This is a genomic window from Polynucleobacter sp. SHI8, assembly GCF_027944005.1.
Classification (GTDB): Bacteria; Pseudomonadota; Gammaproteobacteria; order Burkholderiales; family Burkholderiaceae; genus Polynucleobacter.
Genome location: NZ_AP027204.1, coordinates 643035 through 660079, shown reverse-complemented (window position 1 = coordinate 660079; position 17045 = coordinate 643035). Strand labels below are relative to the sequence as shown.

18 protein-coding genes and 1 tRNA gene are annotated in these 17045 nt (G+C 41.4%); all 19 read right to left on the bottom strand.

Going from position 1 to position 17045, the window contains the following annotated elements; genetic code table 11:
• Nucleotides 1-38: 38 nt before the first annotated feature.
• Nucleotides 39-542, bottom strand: a complete 504-nt coding sequence (locus tag QMN06_RS03380) for a DUF1178 family protein (protein ID WP_281971716.1) — start codon at nt 540-542, stop codon at nt 39-41.
• An 81-nt stretch (nt 543-623) separates the two neighbouring features.
• Nucleotides 624-1214, bottom strand: a complete 591-nt coding sequence (locus tag QMN06_RS03375; RefSeq protein WP_281971118.1) for an NUDIX hydrolase — start codon at nt 1212-1214, stop codon at nt 624-626.
• Complete coding sequence (gene nuoN / locus QMN06_RS03370) at nt 1214-2698, bottom strand: NADH-quinone oxidoreductase subunit NuoN (protein ID WP_281971117.1); 1485 nt, start codon at nt 2696-2698, stop codon at nt 1214-1216. Before nuoN ends, QMN06_RS03375 begins: the two co-directional genes overlap by 1 nt.
• A gap of 15 nt (nt 2699-2713) precedes the next feature.
• Nucleotides 2714-4180, bottom strand: coding sequence for an NADH-quinone oxidoreductase subunit M (locus tag QMN06_RS03365; protein WP_281971116.1), 1467 nt, complete (start codon nt 4178-4180; stop codon nt 2714-2716).
• Nucleotides 4181-4190: 10 nt separating this feature from the next.
• Entirely contained in the window at nt 4191-6230 is a 2040-nt protein-coding gene (gene nuoL / locus QMN06_RS03360; protein ID WP_281971115.1) for an NADH-quinone oxidoreductase subunit L, read from the bottom strand.
• A 24-nt stretch (nt 6231-6254) separates the two neighbouring features.
• Entirely contained in the window at nt 6255-6560 is a 306-nt protein-coding gene (nuoK, locus tag QMN06_RS03355) for an NADH-quinone oxidoreductase subunit NuoK (RefSeq protein WP_281971114.1), read from the bottom strand.
• Nucleotides 6557-7186, bottom strand: a complete 630-nt coding sequence (locus QMN06_RS03350) for an NADH-quinone oxidoreductase subunit J (protein WP_281971715.1) — start codon at nt 7184-7186, stop codon at nt 6557-6559. Before QMN06_RS03350 ends, nuoK begins: the two co-directional genes overlap by 4 nt.
• Before the next feature lie 11 nt (nt 7187-7197).
• Nucleotides 7198-7689, bottom strand: a complete 492-nt coding sequence (nuoI, locus tag QMN06_RS03345) for an NADH-quinone oxidoreductase subunit NuoI (protein ID WP_281971113.1) — start codon at nt 7687-7689, stop codon at nt 7198-7200.
• A gap of 27 nt (nt 7690-7716) precedes the next feature.
• Nucleotides 7717-8781, bottom strand: coding sequence for an NADH-quinone oxidoreductase subunit NuoH (gene nuoH, locus QMN06_RS03340; RefSeq protein WP_281971112.1), 1065 nt, complete (start codon nt 8779-8781; stop codon nt 7717-7719).
• Nucleotide 8782: 1 nt separating this feature from the next.
• On the bottom strand, nt 8783-11092 hold the full coding sequence (nuoG, locus tag QMN06_RS03335) for an NADH-quinone oxidoreductase subunit NuoG (protein WP_281971110.1): 2310 nt from the start codon (nt 11090-11092) through the stop codon (nt 8783-8785).
• A gap of 28 nt (nt 11093-11120) precedes the next feature.
• Nucleotides 11121-12416: an NADH-quinone oxidoreductase subunit NuoF gene (gene nuoF, locus QMN06_RS03330; RefSeq protein ID WP_281971108.1), complete on the bottom strand. Its 1296-nt coding sequence runs from the start codon at nt 12414-12416 to the stop codon at nt 11121-11123.
• A gap of 3 nt (nt 12417-12419) precedes the next feature.
• Nucleotides 12420-12914 (bottom strand): NADH-quinone oxidoreductase subunit NuoE, encoded by a 495-nt coding sequence (gene nuoE, locus QMN06_RS03325; RefSeq protein ID WP_281971107.1) that lies wholly within the window; start codon nt 12912-12914, stop codon nt 12420-12422.
• Nucleotides 12915-12924: 10 nt separating this feature from the next.
• Complete coding sequence (locus QMN06_RS03320; protein ID WP_281971714.1) at nt 12925-14178, bottom strand: NADH-quinone oxidoreductase subunit D; 1254 nt, start codon at nt 14176-14178, stop codon at nt 12925-12927.
• 1 nt (nt 14179) lies between these two features.
• Entirely contained in the window at nt 14180-14770 is a 591-nt protein-coding gene (locus tag QMN06_RS03315) for an NADH-quinone oxidoreductase subunit C (protein ID WP_281971713.1), read from the bottom strand.
• 9 nt (nt 14771-14779) lie between these two features.
• Nucleotides 14780-15262, bottom strand: coding sequence for an NADH-quinone oxidoreductase subunit B (locus QMN06_RS03310; RefSeq protein WP_281971106.1), 483 nt, complete (start codon nt 15260-15262; stop codon nt 14780-14782).
• 20 nt (nt 15263-15282) lie between these two features.
• The gene (locus tag QMN06_RS03305) at nt 15283-15642 is read right to left on the bottom strand and encodes an NADH-quinone oxidoreductase subunit A (protein ID WP_281971105.1); all 360 of its coding nucleotides are present in this window, start codon (nt 15640-15642) and stop codon (nt 15283-15285) included.
• A gap of 85 nt (nt 15643-15727) precedes the next feature.
• Nucleotides 15728-15813: transfer RNA gene (locus tag QMN06_RS03300), tRNA-Leu, on the bottom strand.
• A 69-nt stretch (nt 15814-15882) separates the two neighbouring features.
• Nucleotides 15883-16248, bottom strand: a complete 366-nt coding sequence (gene secG, locus QMN06_RS03295) for a preprotein translocase subunit SecG (protein ID WP_281971104.1) — start codon at nt 16246-16248, stop codon at nt 15883-15885.
• A gap of 20 nt (nt 16249-16268) precedes the next feature.
• Nucleotides 16269-17030, bottom strand: a complete 762-nt coding sequence (tpiA, locus tag QMN06_RS03290; RefSeq protein WP_281971103.1) for a triose-phosphate isomerase — start codon at nt 17028-17030, stop codon at nt 16269-16271.
• Nucleotides 17031-17045 lie beyond the last annotated feature (15 nt).

Here is a 17045-nt window from a genome sequence, read left to right as displayed (position 1 = left end):
CTCAATTTAATTGAGGGCTTTTTTTATATTTAAAAAACTTATTGCAGTGTATTTTTTAACGATGGTGGCACCGGCAACGAGTAAACCTCAATACCCTCATCCATTAGTTCAGCTGCTTCATCAATCGTAGTTACCCCACGAATACTTCTCTCAGGAGATTCTTTGTAATGAATTTTGCGCGCTTCTTCAGCAAAGCATTCGCCCACGTTTTCTGTCTTTTCCATGATTTCACGAACGACTTGCAACATCATGGCCTGCATTTTTTCTTGAAACAGTACTTTTTGCTCAGGACTCAAATGCATCGCATCGCTTGTTGAAGGCATATTGAGTGCTGCCTTCTCAAAGGCATCAAATGTGGAACCGCTATGTTTATGACCTTTACCGCCAATGTATGGCGCAGATGGCATACGGGCAATTTCAACGCTATCACACATCGGACAGCATAATACTGAGCGCTCTTTTTGTGATGAAAAATCTTCCTCAGAGGTGAACCATCCTTCAAATTGATGGTTAAGAGGACAAGCCAAGTTATATACTTTCATATTTTTCATATTTCAAATTAATATTTATTCTAAATTATGACACTAATTCATATTCTATTTAAATAATAGAATATGATTGATTTAACGACTATTAAACTCTTGAAGCCAATAGAAGCTGATAATAGTTTTAACGTCAGTTATTTTTCCTTCTTTAATCCATTCGTGGATTTCTTTTAAAGAAGCACCAAAAATGTCTAAAAACTCACCGTCATCTAGGCTGGCTTGGGTCATTTCTAAATCTTTAGCTACATAAATATCAATAAATTCAGTGGAGTGCGAAATAATCGGGTGTATCTTTCCTAAAAAATACCACTCCTTCGCAATAAAACCAGTTTCTTCTTGCAACTCCCGCTTTGCACAAGTGAGTGTGTTCTCACTTAGATCTAATTTTCCAGCAGGTATTTCGATAAAAGCTTGATGTAAGGGATAGCGATACTGCCTCTCGAGTAAGACTCTGCCATCTGGCAATATCGGTACTATGGCAACTGCTCCGGGATGGATGAGGTACTCTCTACCTGCAGTTTGACGATTGGGTAACTGAACCTGATCTTGAATCAATTTCAAGTAGTAACCTTCATAAACAGACTTTGACTCTACAGTCACTTCACGAAGATGCTCATCACCCTCGGGCAAATCGTCAAGATTGGGAATCAATGGGAAACTCGTTGCCATCAGCCCTGCAGAGATGTTCTCATGGCCTGTAAACAAAGTGTTGTAAGGAATGCAGGGAAGATGCCTGCTAAAAGGATAAAAATCCCGTTAATAGTCAATATTCCTTTTGCAAATCCCTGCCCAGTAATTACACTATTATCCGTTGGCTCTTCAAAATACATTGTTTTTACAACACGCAAATAGTAAAACGCGCCGACTAAAGATGCCATAACGGCAAATATGGCTAAGCCAAGATATCCTGCATCAACCAAAGAATCCAAGATAGATAATTTTGCAATAAATCCAACTGTTGGTGGAATACCCGCTAAGGAGAACATGAGCAACAACATAATGAAGGCCAGTAATGGACTGCGGCGGTTAAGACCCTTTAAGTCATCTATGGTTTCACATTCAAAACCTTTTTTCGACAAAATCATCAACAGGCCAAAGGTGCCGAGTGTGGACAAAACATAAGTGACGGCATAAAAGAAAGAAGCGCTGTATGCAAGCTCATCATATACACAAAGGAATCCAAGCAGCATAAATCCCATATGAGAAATCGTTGAATAAGCCAACATCCGTTTAATGTTGGTTTGAGCAATTGCCGTTAAGTTTCCAACGATTAATGACGTAACGGATAAGAAAATTAAAATCGGTTGCCAATCCACATCCAGATTTTGTAAACCACCAACTAATAATCTAAAGGTAATTGCAAAGGCAGCGATTTTAGGTGCTCCACCTATTAACAGGGTGACAGATGTCGGCGCCCCATCATAGACATCAGGTACCCACATATGAAATGGTGCTGCGCCTAATTTAAATGCAAGGCCTGCAAGCAAAAACACAATACCAAAAGAAAGCACTAAGTGCATCACAGCATCATTGCTGGTGTTACGCAAAATATCGTCTAAATCTAATGAGCCTGTAGCACCATAAATCATGGACATCCCATACAGCAAGAACCCCGATGATAAGGCTCCTAAAATGAAGTATTTCATGCCAGCTTCAATGCCTCTAGGAAAGTTCGGGCGCATAGCAGTTAATGTATACGTCGATAAGGCGAGTAACTCGAGGCCCAGATAGAGGGTCAACATATTCGCGCCTGAAATCATTACGAACTGTCCCAGCAAAGCCAATAAGACAAGTGCAATGTAGTCTATTCTAAAGAGTTGACGATCGATTAAATATTGTTTTGAATAAATGAGTGTCACCATCACTGCAATCGCAGACACGGATTTTAAGACGTTTGAAAATGGATCAACAATGTACAAACCATTCATGATGCGCATAGGTACATCACTCACCCGCATCGCAAACATGATTGCTAATACAAGTAATGTCAGAATTGTTAATTGATAAGCAAAACTAGCTGCATTTGGAGTGAAAAATACATCGTCATCATTTACTTCTTTTTCTTTAAAGAATGGCGTAACTAATAAAATGAAACAAATTACGAGTAATAAAATTAACTCGGGCAAAATTTCTAATAAGTCAATGGCTTGCATGCTAGTTCCAGTTCTTTAAATCTTTGTCATCGCGACATGCTTGAGTAACTCAACCGCCGCTGGATGAATAATATCGGTGAAAGGCTTTGGATAAACGCCCATACCAATGGTTAATATCGCTAGTATTCCAAGAATGAGATACTCTCTTGCATTGATATCAGTTAATTGAGCAACATGATCATTAGTCACGGCGCCAAAAAACACTCTTTTAGTCATCCATAATGAATAGGCAGCTCCAAGGATGAGCGCGGTAGAAGCAAGTACTCCAATCGTGAAATCATAATCAATCGCACCAAGTATGACCATAAACTCACCAATAAATCCTGAAGTTGCAGGTAAACCGCAATTAGCCATCGCAAACAAAACGGCAAACACTGCAAAGCGCGGCATTGTGTTTACGACACCACCGTAATCCGCGATTTCACGAGTGTGCATCCGGTCATATAAAACCCCAATGGAGAAAAACATCGCGCCAGAAATAAATCCGTGTGAAATCATTTGAATAATCCCACCTTCAAGTCCCATCTGGTTAAAAATGAAAAATCCTAAGGTCACAAAACCCATATGAGCGATCGAGGAATATGCCACCAATTTTTTCATATCTTTTTGTACAAGAGCTACCAAACCAACGTAAATAACAGCAATCAAAGATAAAGCAATGATAAATGGTCCCAAATAAATGCTGGCATCTGGTGCAATAGGTAATGAGAATCTTAAGAAGCCATAAGCTCCCAACTTCAGCATAATCGCAGCTAAGACAATCGAACCGCCTGTTGGAGCTTCAACGTGCGCATCTGGCAACCAAGTGTGTACCGGCCACATGGGGACCTTCACTGCAAACGCCATTAAGAATGCAAAGAATATCAATAACTGTTCTGTGAAATTAAGTTGTGCCTGATGCCACTCAAGAATATTAAAAGAGTCTGTTGCGTTATATAAATACAAAATCGCAATCAACGTGAGAAGCGACCCAAGCAAGGTATACAAAAAGAATTTAAATGCTGCATAGATTCTTTTCTTACCACCCCATACACCAATGATGATGTACATCGGAATCAGTGTAGCTTCAAAGAACACATAGAACAGCAAACCATCTAAGGCTGAAAATACACCAATCATTAAGCCTGACAAAATTAAAAATGCTGCCATATACTGCGCAACACGATCCTGAATGACTTCCCAACCGGCAAGAATAACAATCACTGTAATGAAAGAGGTGAGAACAACAAACCAAACAGAGATTCCGTCAACACCCAAATAGTAATTTAGGTCATAACGCTGAACCCATGGAATGTTTTCAACAAACTGCATACCAGCACTCGCCGTATCAAAATCTGTAATGAGCGGAAGCGTAATGATAAAACTTAAGGTCGCTGCAAATAATGCCATCCAACGGACATAGGACTTATTGGTGTCAGAACCACTTCCTAAAATCAATACTCCGAATACAATCGGCATCCAAATTGCTAAAGATAAAATCATAACTGGCCGCTTATTGAATTGAACCCAAATGGGTGAAAAGTATCCAAGCAATCAAACCTACTACGCCAATAATCATGGCAAAGGCGTAATGATATAAATACCCAGATTGAAAATGTCGAACTAATTTGGAGAACCAATCAACGACCTTCGCACTCCCATTGACAATAAATCCATCAATAGCAGCTTGATCACCTAACTTCCAAAATCCATTACCGATGATCTGTGCACCACGACCAAATACAGCTTGGTTGAAATCGTCTAAATAATATTTGTTGTCCAACACTTTTTTGAGTGGTGCAAAGATTTCAGCAATCTTTGCAGGAATCTCTGGCTTGACTAGATAGAAAATCGCTGCGGTTGCTACCCCGGCTATGGCTAACCATAAAACAGGCGATGTCAAAGAATGAACCACCATATTGAATGCTCCATGAAAGGCCCCTTCTAACTCTTCCATTGCTGGATGAGCCTTGGCATCAATGAAAATTGACTGGTCAAAAAATCCACCATATAACATCGGCTCAATCGCAATGTAACCAATAAAGACCGAAGGTATTGCTAATAGAATCAGTGGCAAGGTAACAACTAACGGAGACTCATGTGGCTTTTGCCCGGGAGCTAACCCGTGATGGTGATGGTCATCGCTATGGCTATGATCATCATGAGCATGCCCAAAGCGCTCTTTGCCATGGAAGACTAAGAAGTACATTCTAAATGAGTAAAAAGCGGTTACAAAGACCCCTGCCATAACGGCGAAATAAGCAAAACCTGAGCCATAAATGTGGCTCTCGGCAACTGCTTCAATAATGGAGTCCTTTGAGTAAAAACCTGAAAAGAATGGGGTTCCAATGAGGGCTAGACTTCCAATCAGTGAGGTAATCCAAGTAATCGGCATATATTTTCTGAGGCCACCCATATTACGCATGTCTTGATCATGATGCATTCCCATAATCACACTACCCGCTCCAAGGAATAGGAGTGCTTTGAAGAACGCATGGGTCATTAAGTGAAAAATCGCGACTGGATAAGCCGAAACTCCTAAGGCAACGGTCATATATCCTAACTGGGACAATGTTGAATAAGCCACAACTCGCTTGATATCCGTTTGGACGATACCTAAAAAACCCATGAACAAGGCGGTAATCGAACCAATAATTAAGATGAATGAAAGTGCGGTGTCAGATAACTCAAAGAATGGTGACATCCGCGACACCATGAAAATACCAGCCGTAACCATGGTCGCAGCATGAATCAACGCTGAAATAGGTGTTGGACCTTCCATCGAATCAGGGAGCCAAACATGCAAGGGGAACTGTGCAGATTTACCCATAGCCCCGATGAATAAACAAATACAAGCAACGGTCATTAATTCCCAACTCGTGCCTGGTAATGTTTGGGCTGCAATATTTTGCGCTTGGCCAAACGCCGTTTGATAATCCATTGTGCCAGTATTTGCAAAGATCAATCCAATACCCAGTATGAAGCCAAAGTCACCGACACGATTGACTAAAAAGGCTTTCATATTGGCAAAAATCGCTGTTGGCTTGGTATACCAAAAACCAATCAGTAAATAGGAGACTAATCCTACTGCTTCCCATCCAAAGAAGAGTTGTAGGAAATTATTACTCATCACCAGCATCAACATTGCAAATGTGAATAATGAAATATAGGAGAAGAAACGGTTATACCCCTCATCCTCATGCATGTAACCAATCGTGTAAATATGCACCATGAGTGAGACAAAAGTGACGACGACCATCATCATCGCCGATAGTGGATCGATTAAAAATCCAATATTAAGGACCAGCTCATCACCAAAACGCATCCACTCATACAAATTGCCGTTAAAACGAGCTCCAGCCATCACTTGGGTCAATACATAAATCGATAAACCGCAAGCAATCGCAACGCCAAGAATCGTAATCCGGTGGCAGGCTGTTCTACCAAGTTGATTGCCCATGAATTTGGTGCCCAAAAAACCGGCTAATATCGCACCAATCAACGGCGCCATGGGAATAAGTATTAATAGAGAGGGATTTAATGTTGACGTCATGATGTTTTCTATCGAATAGCCCTATTAACCTTTTAACTGTCCAAGATCTTCTGTACTGACGGTATCACTGCTTCGGAATAGAATCACTAAGATAGCTAGTCCTATAGCAGCTTCTGCCGCAGCAACTGTCAAAATAAAAAAGACAAATACTTGACCTAGCATATCGCCCCAATAATGCGAGAATGCAATGAAATTAGTATTGACGGCAAGAAGCATCAACTCAATAGACATCAATAACACAATGATGTTTTTACGATTTAAAAAGATACCAATGATGCCAATGGCAAATAACATGGCAGCCAAGACTAAATAATGAGCGAGTGTAATCATGATTTTTTTCCAGTCTGACGATTCTCATTTTCTGACTCCATCGATACAATCCTGACTCGATCTGCAGGATTGGTGCGAATCTGTGAAGCAATATCTTGTGTCTTATGATCTTTACGACGACGAAGTGTCAAGGCAACGGCGGCAATAATTGCAACAAGCAGAATAATTCCTGCAATTTCAAAATTAAACACATAGTCCCCATAAATCATCTTGCCAAGACTCATGGAATTACTTTCGCCTTCTGGGGTGGTCTTTGGTAATGGATTAACGGTACCAATAAAGCCTCTCACTAAAACTAATGTCATTTCAGCAACAATTACGGCGCCAACTAAGGAGGCTACAGGTATGAACTGTTTAAATTGATTTCGCAAGTGCGCAATATCTAAATCGAGCATCATCACCACAAACAGGAATAAAACCATCACAGCACCAACATAGACCAAGATGAGCGCAATAGATAAAAATTCGGCTTCTAACAACATCCAAATACCAGCTGCATTAAAAAATGCCAAGACTAAAAACAAGGCTGCATGGACAGGATTTTTTGCTGTAATCACTTTTAATGCTGATAGTACAAGCACTGCGGCAAAGCTATAGAAAAATATTAAGGTAGGATTGAAGTTCATCATTTTTATTCTTATCGATACTTTGCATCTGCTGTTTTATTCGCTGCAATTTCTTTTTCAAACTGATCACCAACTGCTAGTAACATATCTTTTGTAAAGTACAAATCACCACGCTTTTCGCCATGATATTCATGAATGTGTGTCTCTACAATCGCATCAACTGGACAAGCCTCTTCACAAAAACCGCAAAAAATACACTTGGTTAAATCAATGTCATAGCGTGATGTGCGGCGTGTACCGTCGTCACGTAAGTCTGATTCAATCGTGATTGCCATCGCTGGGCAAACTGCTTCACACATTTTGCAGGCAATACAACGTTCTTCACCGTTAGGGTAACGACGCAACGCATGCAATCCGCGAAAACGTGGTGACATCGGTGTTTTTTCTTCCGGATACTGAATCGTAGTCTTCGGCGCAAACAAATAACGACCTGTAAGACCCATGCCTTTAAACACTTCCTTCAGAAGTAAGCTGTTTAAAAATTCGCGGACATTATTTAACATTTGTGGTTCCTGTAGTGTAGAGCGTCATTATTTCCAAACACTCCATGGTGAAACAATCCATGCGCCAACAACGACAACCCAAAAAACGGATAAGGGTATAAATACTTTCCATCCCAAACGCATAATTTGATCGTAACGATACCTAGGCAATGAAGCTCTTAACCAAATAAAAATCGATAAGAGAATAAAAGTTTTAGCAAATAACCAGAAAAATCCTGGAATGTCTCTCAGTATGGGTAAGTCTAAAATTGGTAACCAACCACCCAAGAATAAGGTTGCGCACATGGTCGTAATCAAAATCATGTTGGCATACTCTGCAAGGAAGAACATCGCAAATGCCATTCCTGAATACTCAATCATGTGACCTGCCACAATTTCAGATTCGCCTTCTACAACGTCAAATGGGTGACGATTAGTTTCAGCAACTCCTGAAATAAAGTAAATCATAAACATCGGTAGTAATGGCAACCAATTCCAAGATAAGAAATTAATTCCATGAGAAGCAAAAAAACCTTGCGATTGTGAACGGACAATATCCCCAAGATTAAGGGATCCTGTCACCATTAAAACGGTAACTAATGCAAAACCCATGGCGATTTCGTAAGAAACCATTTGTGCTGAAGCCCGCATGGCGCCCAAGAATGCGTATTTTGAATTCGATGCCCAACCAGCGAGTATCACTCCGTAAACACCTACCGAAGTAATTGCCATCACATAGAGTAGTCCAGCATTCACATCTGCGAGAACCATACCATCCTGAAATGGCACTACAGCCCAAGCTGCAAATGCAGGCGCAATCACCATCACAGGACCCACGATATACAGTAATTTATTCGCACGAATCGGCTGGATGATTTCTTTTAGGAGTAATTTCAAAGCATCGGCAATTGGCTGTAAAAGTCCTAAAGGTCCCACACGGTTAGGACCCATCCGAGTATGCATCCAACCAATCAGTTTACGTTCCCATAAGGTAAGATAAGCAACGCAGGCAAACATCGGCAAAACGATAATAACGATACGTAAAAGCGCCCACACCAATGGCCATGCTTGACCAAATATGGCTTCGCCTTGAGTTGTTATGGTTTCAATCATTTCAAGCACGCTCCACGATTAATTCACCAAAAGAACTTCCAAGTTCTGCACTTGCTGGTGTTCCAGTTGCAATTCTGATAACTCCTGCGGCTAATCCTTTTTGTAATGTGGCCGGTAAAACAACAGAATGATTTCCTTGTGAAACTTTGATCACATCACCCTCTTTGAGCTCAAACTTGGCAAATAAGTCTGGTGATAGTCCTGCCTTCATGGCATTCTTACTATCGACAGTCAAATGCAAAGATGGTGCTCTACGCACAATCGAGTCAGTAAAGTAAATTGGGACATCTGCTACGCGCTCGACACCATTTGTCGTAGGTGATGGACCTTGTGCAAGACTCACTTGAGTTTTATTCGATAAAGATGCTTGAATATCAAGTCCACCTAATGCCGCATTCATTACCTCATCTACTGCATTGAACTGGAAGCCATCTAACTTGAGTAAATCACCTAATACGCGAAGTACTTTCCATCCTGGTCGAGCTTGACCTAAAGGTCTTACAGAGGCTTGAACTGTTTGTACATCGCCAACAATATTGATATAAGTTCCAGCTTGTTCACTGTAGGGCGTGATGGGCAAAATCACATCTGCCAGTTCCAGTAAATCATCCGATATAAAGGAACTCATCGCAATGACTGTCTGTGCTTGTAGGAGGGCTTCTTTTGCTATGCCAGGATTTGCCAAGTCCATACTTGGTTCAACTTGATACAAGACAACTGCTTTTTTAGATCCGTCTAAGATCGGCTGGATACCTTGGCTCGTTGCACCAACTAATTTTGCACCAACAAAATTTGCTCCTTCACCAAGGAAACCTAGTGTCGCGCCAGTTTGATCGGCAATCCACTGCGCCCAAGCTACGATTTGAGTTGCTTGTGGATGTGCTAGAGCTGTATTACCAATGAAAATCGATTTTTGTTCACCACTTAATAAGGCCTGTGCAAATACTGCTGCTTGTACATTCCCTTGGGAACCATTCAAAGGTGCTGAGATGGATTTGGCTGTTGCAACTTCAGTTGCAATGGCTTGCAGAGCGCTCAACCACATAGAGGGTGCAAGTGTCATCGGTTGCGCTGGCATGAACCAATCATCAGCCCCTGTATCCAACCTTAAAACTTGTAAACCAGCTTTCGTTGCTTTACGTAAACGCGTTGCAATGAGTGGATGATCTTTACGCAAAAAGCTCCCGATAATCAAAGCTTTTTGTAATTTTTCTAGCTCTGCAATCGGACGACCTAACCAAGGCACTGCAATATCATTCGTTGGATCTATTTGACGCAGACGTGTTTCAACGTCATCTGAACCTAAATCTTTAATGAGTTTTTGTAACAAATAAAGCTCTTCAACAGAGCTCATCGGATGCGCAATCGCTGCAATCGCTTTCTCGGTATGATCTGCTTTGACGCCAGATAGTCCACTTGCAACATATTCTAAAGCACTCTGCCAATCAGTTTCTAACCACTCACCGTTTTGTTTAATCAGTGGTTGTTGCAAACGGTCTTCACTATTTAAACCTTCATAAGCAAAGCGATCTTTATCAGAAATCCAACATTCGTTAATAGCTTCATTTTCAAACGGCACAACACGCATGACACGGTCAGATTTCGTTTGAATGATGGTGTTACTCCCCATCGAGTCGTGCGGGCTTAAAGATTTTTTCCGACCTAATTCCCATGTTCTAGCAGCGTATCTAAATGGCTTACTAGTTAAAGCACCTACTGGACAGATATCAATCATATTGCCCGACATCTCGGAATCCACCGTTTGACCTACAAAAGATGTGATTTCTGAATGCTCCCCACGTCCCAACATGCCAAGTTCCATCACGCCAGCAATTTCTTGCCCAAAGCGAACGCAGCGCGTGCAATGTATACAACGGCTCATTTCTTCCATAGAAATCAATGGTCCTACATTTTTATGAAACACGACTCTTTTTTCTTCTTGATAACGTGAGGTTGATTTTCCATAACCCATCGTTAAATCTTGTAATTGACATTCACCACCTTGATCACAAATCGGACAATCTAAGGGATGATTAATCAGCAAAAACTCCATCACTGATTTTTGAGCATTAACGGCTTTTTCAGACCTAGTAAAGATCTTCATACCTTTATTAACTGGTGTAGCACATGCCGGAACTGGTTTAGGTGCTTTTTCAACTTCAACTAAACACATTCTGCAATTGGCCGCGATCGATAATTTTTTGTGATAACAAAAATGCGGAATGTACGTGCCAATGCTTTGCGCGGCTTGAATGACCGTTGAGCCTTCCTTGACTTCGACTAATTTGCCATCAATCTCAATTTCAACCATTCTGCTTACTCACTTTGATCTTTAATCATTAAACATATTGCGGAACAAGACAACGCTTATTCTCGACGTGATACACAAACTCAGGCATGTAGTGCTTCAACATGCCTCGAACAGGCATCGCAGCAGCGTCACCTAAAGCACAAATCGTTCTTCCCATAATGTTGCCAGCAACATCATTGAGCAAATCTAAATCCTCAGGACGGCCTTGACCATGCTCAATACGATTGACCATACGCCACAACCATCCAGTACCTTCTCGACATGGAGTACATTGCCCACAAGACTCTTCATGATAAAAATAAGAGAGTCTTAATAAGGACTTGACCATACAACGGGTCTCATCCATCACTATCACCGCTCCAGAACCTAACATGGAGCCAGCTTTTGCAATGCTGTCATAGTCCATATCCGTCGCTAACATCATCTCTCCAGGAATCACGGGAGCTGAAGAACCGCCCGGAATTACCGCTTTAATTTTTTTACCATCTCGCATGCCGCCAGCAAGTTCTAAAAGCTTTGCAAATGACGTACCTAGTGGAACTTCATAATTACCTGGGCGAGTGACGTCGCCTGAGACTGAAAAAATCTTAGTACCACCATTATTTGGTTTACCTAACTGCGCGTATTGATCAGCCCCGATTGCAAAGATGAACGGCACAGCGGCAAAGGTTTCCGTATTATTAATGGTTGTTGGTTTGCCATACAACCCAAAACTCGCCGGAAATGGTGGTTTAAAGCGTGGTTGACCTTTTTTACCTTCTAATGATTCCAGTAAGGCTGTTTCTTCGCCACAAATATATGCGCCATATCCATGATGCGCATGTAATTGAAAGGAGAATTCGGAACCCATGATCTTGTCACCTAAGAATCCTGCAGCTCTAGCTTCATCTAGAGCATTTTCAAAGATAGCGTATTCATTCCAGATCTCACCATGGATATAGTTATACCCAACTGGGATACCCATTGCATATGCTGCAATAGCCATACCTTCAATTAGGGCATGGGGATTGTAGCGAAGGATGTCACGATCTTTAAAAGTACCCGGCTCACCTTCATCTGAGTTACAAACTAAATATTTATCTCCAGGCAATTGACGTGGCATAAAACTCCACTTCAGTCCTGTTGGAAATCCTGCACCGCCTCGACCTCTGAGTCCTGATGCTTTGACGGTTGCGATGACTTGATCTTGAGTAATTTTTTCTTCCAAAATTTTACGTAAGGAAGAATATCCACCTCTAGCTACATAATCTTGTAAATGCCAATTCGCACCATTCAGATTAGCCAAAATTAAAGGCTTAATATGTAAATCATGGAGTGAAGTCATTATTTATCCCGTCACTTTCTGATCAGCAGACAACTCATCCAACAGCGCATCAATTTTGTCGTTTGTCATCCAACTACACATTCTTTTATTGTTCACTAGCGCCACAGGTGCGTCTCCACAAGCCCCCATACACTCTCCCTCTACAAGGGTAAATGTACCGCATGTGGTGGTTTCACCAAATCCAATACCCAGCTTTTGCTTCAAATATTCTGCAGCGCGTTTGCCACCAGACAACTCACATGGGAGGTTGGTACAAACGGATAATTTAAATTTGCCAGTTTCTACGGTGTTATACATATTATAAAAAGTAGCAACTTCTTGAACCCAGATAGCAGGCATGTCTAATATCGTAGCTACCTCAGCAATCGCATCAGCTGTTAACCATCCATACTCATCCTGAGCTACTGCTAATGCAGCCATAACAGCTGATTGCTTTTGCTCAGCTGGATACTTTGCTACATTTCGAGCAATTTCCTTTAAAGAATTTTCCGACAGCATCTCTATTTTCCTAACGATCTATTTCGCCAAACACAATATCTTGGGTGCCAATAATGGTCACAGCATCTGCAATCATGTGACCTCTTGCCATTTCATCTAAAGCCGCTAAATGAGGGAAACCTGGGGCGCGAATTTTTAAACGATAAGGCTTATTAGCTCCATCAGAGATTGCATAAATACCAAACTCACCTTTAGGATGCTCTACCGCAGCATAAGCTTGACCCGGCGGCACATGAATACCCTCAGTAAATAACTTAAAGTGATGGATCAACTCTTCCATATTGGATTTCATATCCACACGATTAGGTACAGCTACTTTATGGTTATCACTAATGACGGGCCCAGGATTCGCTCTTAACCAGGTAATACATTGTTTAATGATGTTATTCGATTGACGCATTTCTTCCACGCGAACTAAATAGCGATCATAACTATCACCATTCACACCAACTGGAATATCAAATTTAAGCTTGTCATAGACTTCATAAGGTTGCTTCTTACGTAAATCCCATTCAATTCCGGAACCACGTAACATTGCGCCAGTAAAGCCTAATTGCAATGCACGCTCTGGAGTGACGACGCCAATTCCAACCAAGCGCTGTTTCCAAATCCTGTTATCGGTAAGCAATGTTTCATATTCGTCCACATAACCAGGAAAACGGTTCGTAAAATCTTCAATAAAATCGAGTAAGGAACCTGTTCGATTTTCATTAATCTTTTTAATTGCTTTTTCACCACGAATCTTATTCGCTGTGTACTGTGGCATTTGATCAGGCAAATCACGATAGACCCCGCCTGGTCGGTAGTATGCCGCGTGCATACGCGCTCCAGATACTGCCTCATACATATCAAATAAATCTTCACGCTCTCTAAACGCGTAAAGGAAAATTGCCATTGCGCCAACGTCTAAGCCGTGACATCCAATCCATAACAAGTGATTGAGGAGTCGCGTGATTTCGTCAAACATGACACGAATATATTGTGCGCGCTCTGGAACATCAATTTGCAATAATTTTTCAATCGCCATGACATAAGCATGCTCATTGGCCATCATCGAAACATAATCGAGACGATCCATGTAAGGCACATTCTGAATCCAAGTTCTTGTCTCTGCTAATTTTTCAGTAGCACGGTGCAATAATCCAATATGTGGATCCGCGCGCTGAATCACTTCGCCATCTAACTCCAAAACCAATCGCAACACACCGTGTGCGGCAGGATGCTGTGGTCCAAAATTTAGGGTGTAATTTTTAATTTCTGCCATTTTAAGCGCCGTAACTTTCTTCACGTATCACTCGTGGCGTGACTTCGCGAGGCTCTATCGTTATTGGTTGATATATGACACGTTTTTGCTCTGGGTCATAACGCATTTCAACCTGACCTGAGACGGGGAAATCTTTTCTAAATGGGTGGCCAATAAAACCATAATCAGTCAAAAGTCTTCGAAGATCATCATGACCTTCGAAAATAATTCCAAAAAGATCAAAAGCCTCACGCTCATACCAGTTCGCGGAGCTCCAAACGCCAGTCAAGCTTGGTATAACTGGAAAATCATCATTAGGAACCAAAACAATCAAACGTAAACGCCAATTATTACTAACTGACAGGAGGTGCGAAACCACGCCAAAACGAAGATCAGTTCTAACCGAATCTCCATAGGACTGATAATCAACTCCACATAAATCAATTAATTGCTCAAAAGCAAAAGTGGAATCACTACGTAATTTTTCAGCTACTGTTAGATATTGGTCAGCAGGAACTGTGAGAGTTAACTCGTTTATACGAGCTTCAATCTTACCTGTACTGCCAAAAGCTTTTTCTAATATCTGCTGCAAATGGATTAGTCGTTCGTTCATCATCAGCAATTACTCTTTTCTTGCAATGGTTGACGTGCGACGAATTTTTGCCTGCAACTGAATAATGCCGTACATAAGTGCCTCTGCTGTAGGAGGACACCCGGGAACATACACATCAACTGGAACGATACGATCACAACCTCTCACAACGGAATACGAATAGTGGTAATAGCCACCTCCGTTAGCGCAAGAGCCCATTGACAATACCCAGCGAGGCTCGGGCATTTGGTCATAGACTTTACGCAGGGCTGGGGCCATTTTATTGCACAAAGTTCCCGCAACAATCATGAGGTCAGACTGCCTTGGAGATGGTCTAAAAACTACACCAAATCGGTCTAAGTCATACCTTGCGGCTCCGGCATGCATCATCTCGACTGCGCAACAAGCGAGCCCAAATGTCATTGGCCATAATGAACCAGTCCTTGTCCAATTAATCAGCTTATCGGCTGACATCGTGACAAAGCCTTCTTTTAATAAACCTTCTAGCGCCATTGTATTTTTATTACTCTTAACTATTCCCAGTCAAGAGCACCTTTTTTCCAAATATAAACAAATCCAACAACAAATTCCAAAAGAAACACAATCATTGACATGTATCCAGCCCAACCAATCTCTTTAAGCGCAACACCCCATGGAAACAAAAAGGCCGTTTCGAGATCAAACAAAATAAACAAGATAGCAACCAGATAGTATCGAACGTCAAATTTCATGCGTGCATCTTCAAATGCATCGAAACCACATTCATACGGGGAAATTTTTTCAGGGTCAGGATTAGAAGGGCCAAGCAATTTGCCCAAAGCCATTGGTACAAGGCCAACGCCTATGCCAACTAAGATAAATAAAAAGACTGGGAGATAATTACCAAGGTTCAATTTTGTTCCACAATTTATTTATGTCAAAAAAATTACACATTCACATATAAGATTGTAGAACATATTTGATGACAGAAATAAAACTTGGTGCCGTCGGCGAGACTCGAACTCGCACAGCCTTAGGCCACTACCCCCTCAAGATAGCGTGTCTACCAATTCCACCACGACGGCATCTGTAAAACAAGGTGTTATTTTATCCCTTTTGATGAGGAAGGGCAAAATTATTTCATAATTATCTATTTATTTTGGTACAGAAGACCCTTGAGTGGAGTCAACTTCTTTTGCTGCAGGTTTTGCTGGATCAGCTCCAGGTTGATCAGGAACAGTAATCGCACTAGGCTTTGATAAAACACCAGCATCAGTTTCATGTTTAGTGCCAACATAACTAATCGAAAGCGTCGACAAGAAAAACACCGCAGCTAAAATGCCCGTTGTTCTGGATAAGAAGTTGGAAGAGCCTGTTGCGCCAAAGATACTGCCTGAGGCTCCAGATCCAAAAGCGGCCCCCATATCAGCCCCTTTACCTTGTTGGACTAATACGAGCCCAATCACGCCAATAGCGGAGATAATTTGCACCACCATGAGTAACGTTTTTAACCATTCCATATTTTTCTACCTTTCCTACGTTATATAACTTTGCCAGCTTGGCAAATTGCTAAAAATTCTGAGACTACTAATGAAGCCCCGCCAACGAGTAAACCATCAATATCAGACATCTCTAATAACTGTTTAGCATTATCAGACTTCACACTTCCGCCGTAAATAATTGGTAAATTTTCCGCAATACTATGGCTTGTTTTGCCAATTGTTTCTCTTAACCATCCATGCACTTCTTGAGCTTGCTCAGCACTAGCTGTTTGACCAGTGCCAATTGCCCAAATGGGCTCATAAGCCAATACGATCTGCTCTGCCTGCTCACCCAAACCCTGCAAAATAGAATCTACTTGCTTCGACAACACTTCTTGCATTTGCAAGGCTTGACGCTGTTCTAAAGTCTCACCAACACAAACTACAGGTATCAAACCTGCAGCAATGGCATTGAGCGCTTTTTTCACAACCACTTCATTGGATTCTTGATGACGCACTCTGCGTTCAGAATGTCCAACTAAAACATATCGACAACCAAACTCTTTGAGCATGACCCCTGAAATTTCTCCAGTAAATGCGCCAGAAATTTCATCAGAAAGATCCTGCCCACCAAAGTAAATTTCTTGATCAAGAATCAAACCATTCAATTGCTGTAAATAAATACTGGGTGGACAAATCACGATCTGACGCCCTGTTACATCAACCTCTTTTAAACCATTTGAAAATGCGCTCGCATACTCTTCATTAAATGACCAATTACCATTTAACTTCCAATTCGCAATAATGAGTATGGGGCGCATTTCAACTACAAAATG

Coding starts and splice junctions, on each gene's coding strand:
- QMN06_RS03380 (WP_281971716.1), bottom strand. CDS start 542: ATGAAAGTATATAACTTGGCTTGTCCTCTTAACCATCAATTTGAAGGA.
- QMN06_RS03375 (WP_281971118.1), bottom strand. CDS start 1,214: ATGGCAACGAGTTTCCCATTGATTCCCAATCTTGACGATTTGCCCGAG.
- nuoN (WP_281971117.1), bottom strand. CDS start 2,698: ATGCAAGCCATTGACTTATTAGAAATTTTGCCCGAGTTAATTTTATTA.
- QMN06_RS03365 (WP_281971116.1), bottom strand. CDS start 4,180: ATGATTTTATCTTTAGCAATTTGGATGCCGATTGTATTCGGAGTATTG.
- nuoL (WP_281971115.1), bottom strand. CDS start 6,230: ATGACGTCAACATTAAATCCCTCTCTATTAATACTTATTCCCATGGCG.
- nuoK (WP_281971114.1), bottom strand. CDS start 6,560: ATGATTACACTCGCTCATTATTTAGTCTTGGCTGCCATGTTATTTGCC.
- QMN06_RS03350 (WP_281971715.1), bottom strand. CDS start 7,186: ATGAACTTCAATCCTACCTTAATATTTTTCTATAGCTTTGCCGCAGTG.
- nuoI (WP_281971113.1), bottom strand. CDS start 7,689: ATGTTAAATAATGTCCGCGAATTTTTAAACAGCTTACTTCTGAAGGAA.
- nuoH (WP_281971112.1), bottom strand. CDS start 8,781: ATGATTGAAACCATAACAACTCAAGGCGAAGCCATATTTGGTCAAGCA.
- nuoG (WP_281971110.1), bottom strand. CDS start 11,092: ATGGTTGAAATTGAGATTGATGGCAAATTAGTCGAAGTCAAGGAAGGC.
- nuoF (WP_281971108.1), bottom strand. CDS start 12,416: ATGACTTCACTCCATGATTTACATATTAAGCCTTTAATTTTGGCTAAT.
- nuoE (WP_281971107.1), bottom strand. CDS start 12,914: ATGCTGTCGGAAAATTCTTTAAAGGAAATTGCTCGAAATGTAGCAAAG.
- QMN06_RS03320 (WP_281971714.1), bottom strand. CDS start 14,178: ATGGCAGAAATTAAAAATTACACCCTAAATTTTGGACCACAGCATCCT.
- QMN06_RS03315 (WP_281971713.1), bottom strand. CDS start 14,770: ATGAACGAACGACTAATCCATTTGCAGCAGATATTAGAAAAAGCTTTT.
- QMN06_RS03310 (WP_281971106.1), bottom strand. CDS start 15,262: ATGGCGCTAGAAGGTTTATTAAAAGAAGGCTTTGTCACGATGTCAGCC.
- secG (WP_281971104.1), bottom strand. CDS start 16,248: ATGGAATGGTTAAAAACGTTACTCATGGTGGTGCAAATTATCTCCGCT.
- tpiA (WP_281971103.1), bottom strand. CDS start 17,030: ATGCGCCCCATACTCATTATTGCGAATTGGAAGTTAAATGGTAATTGG.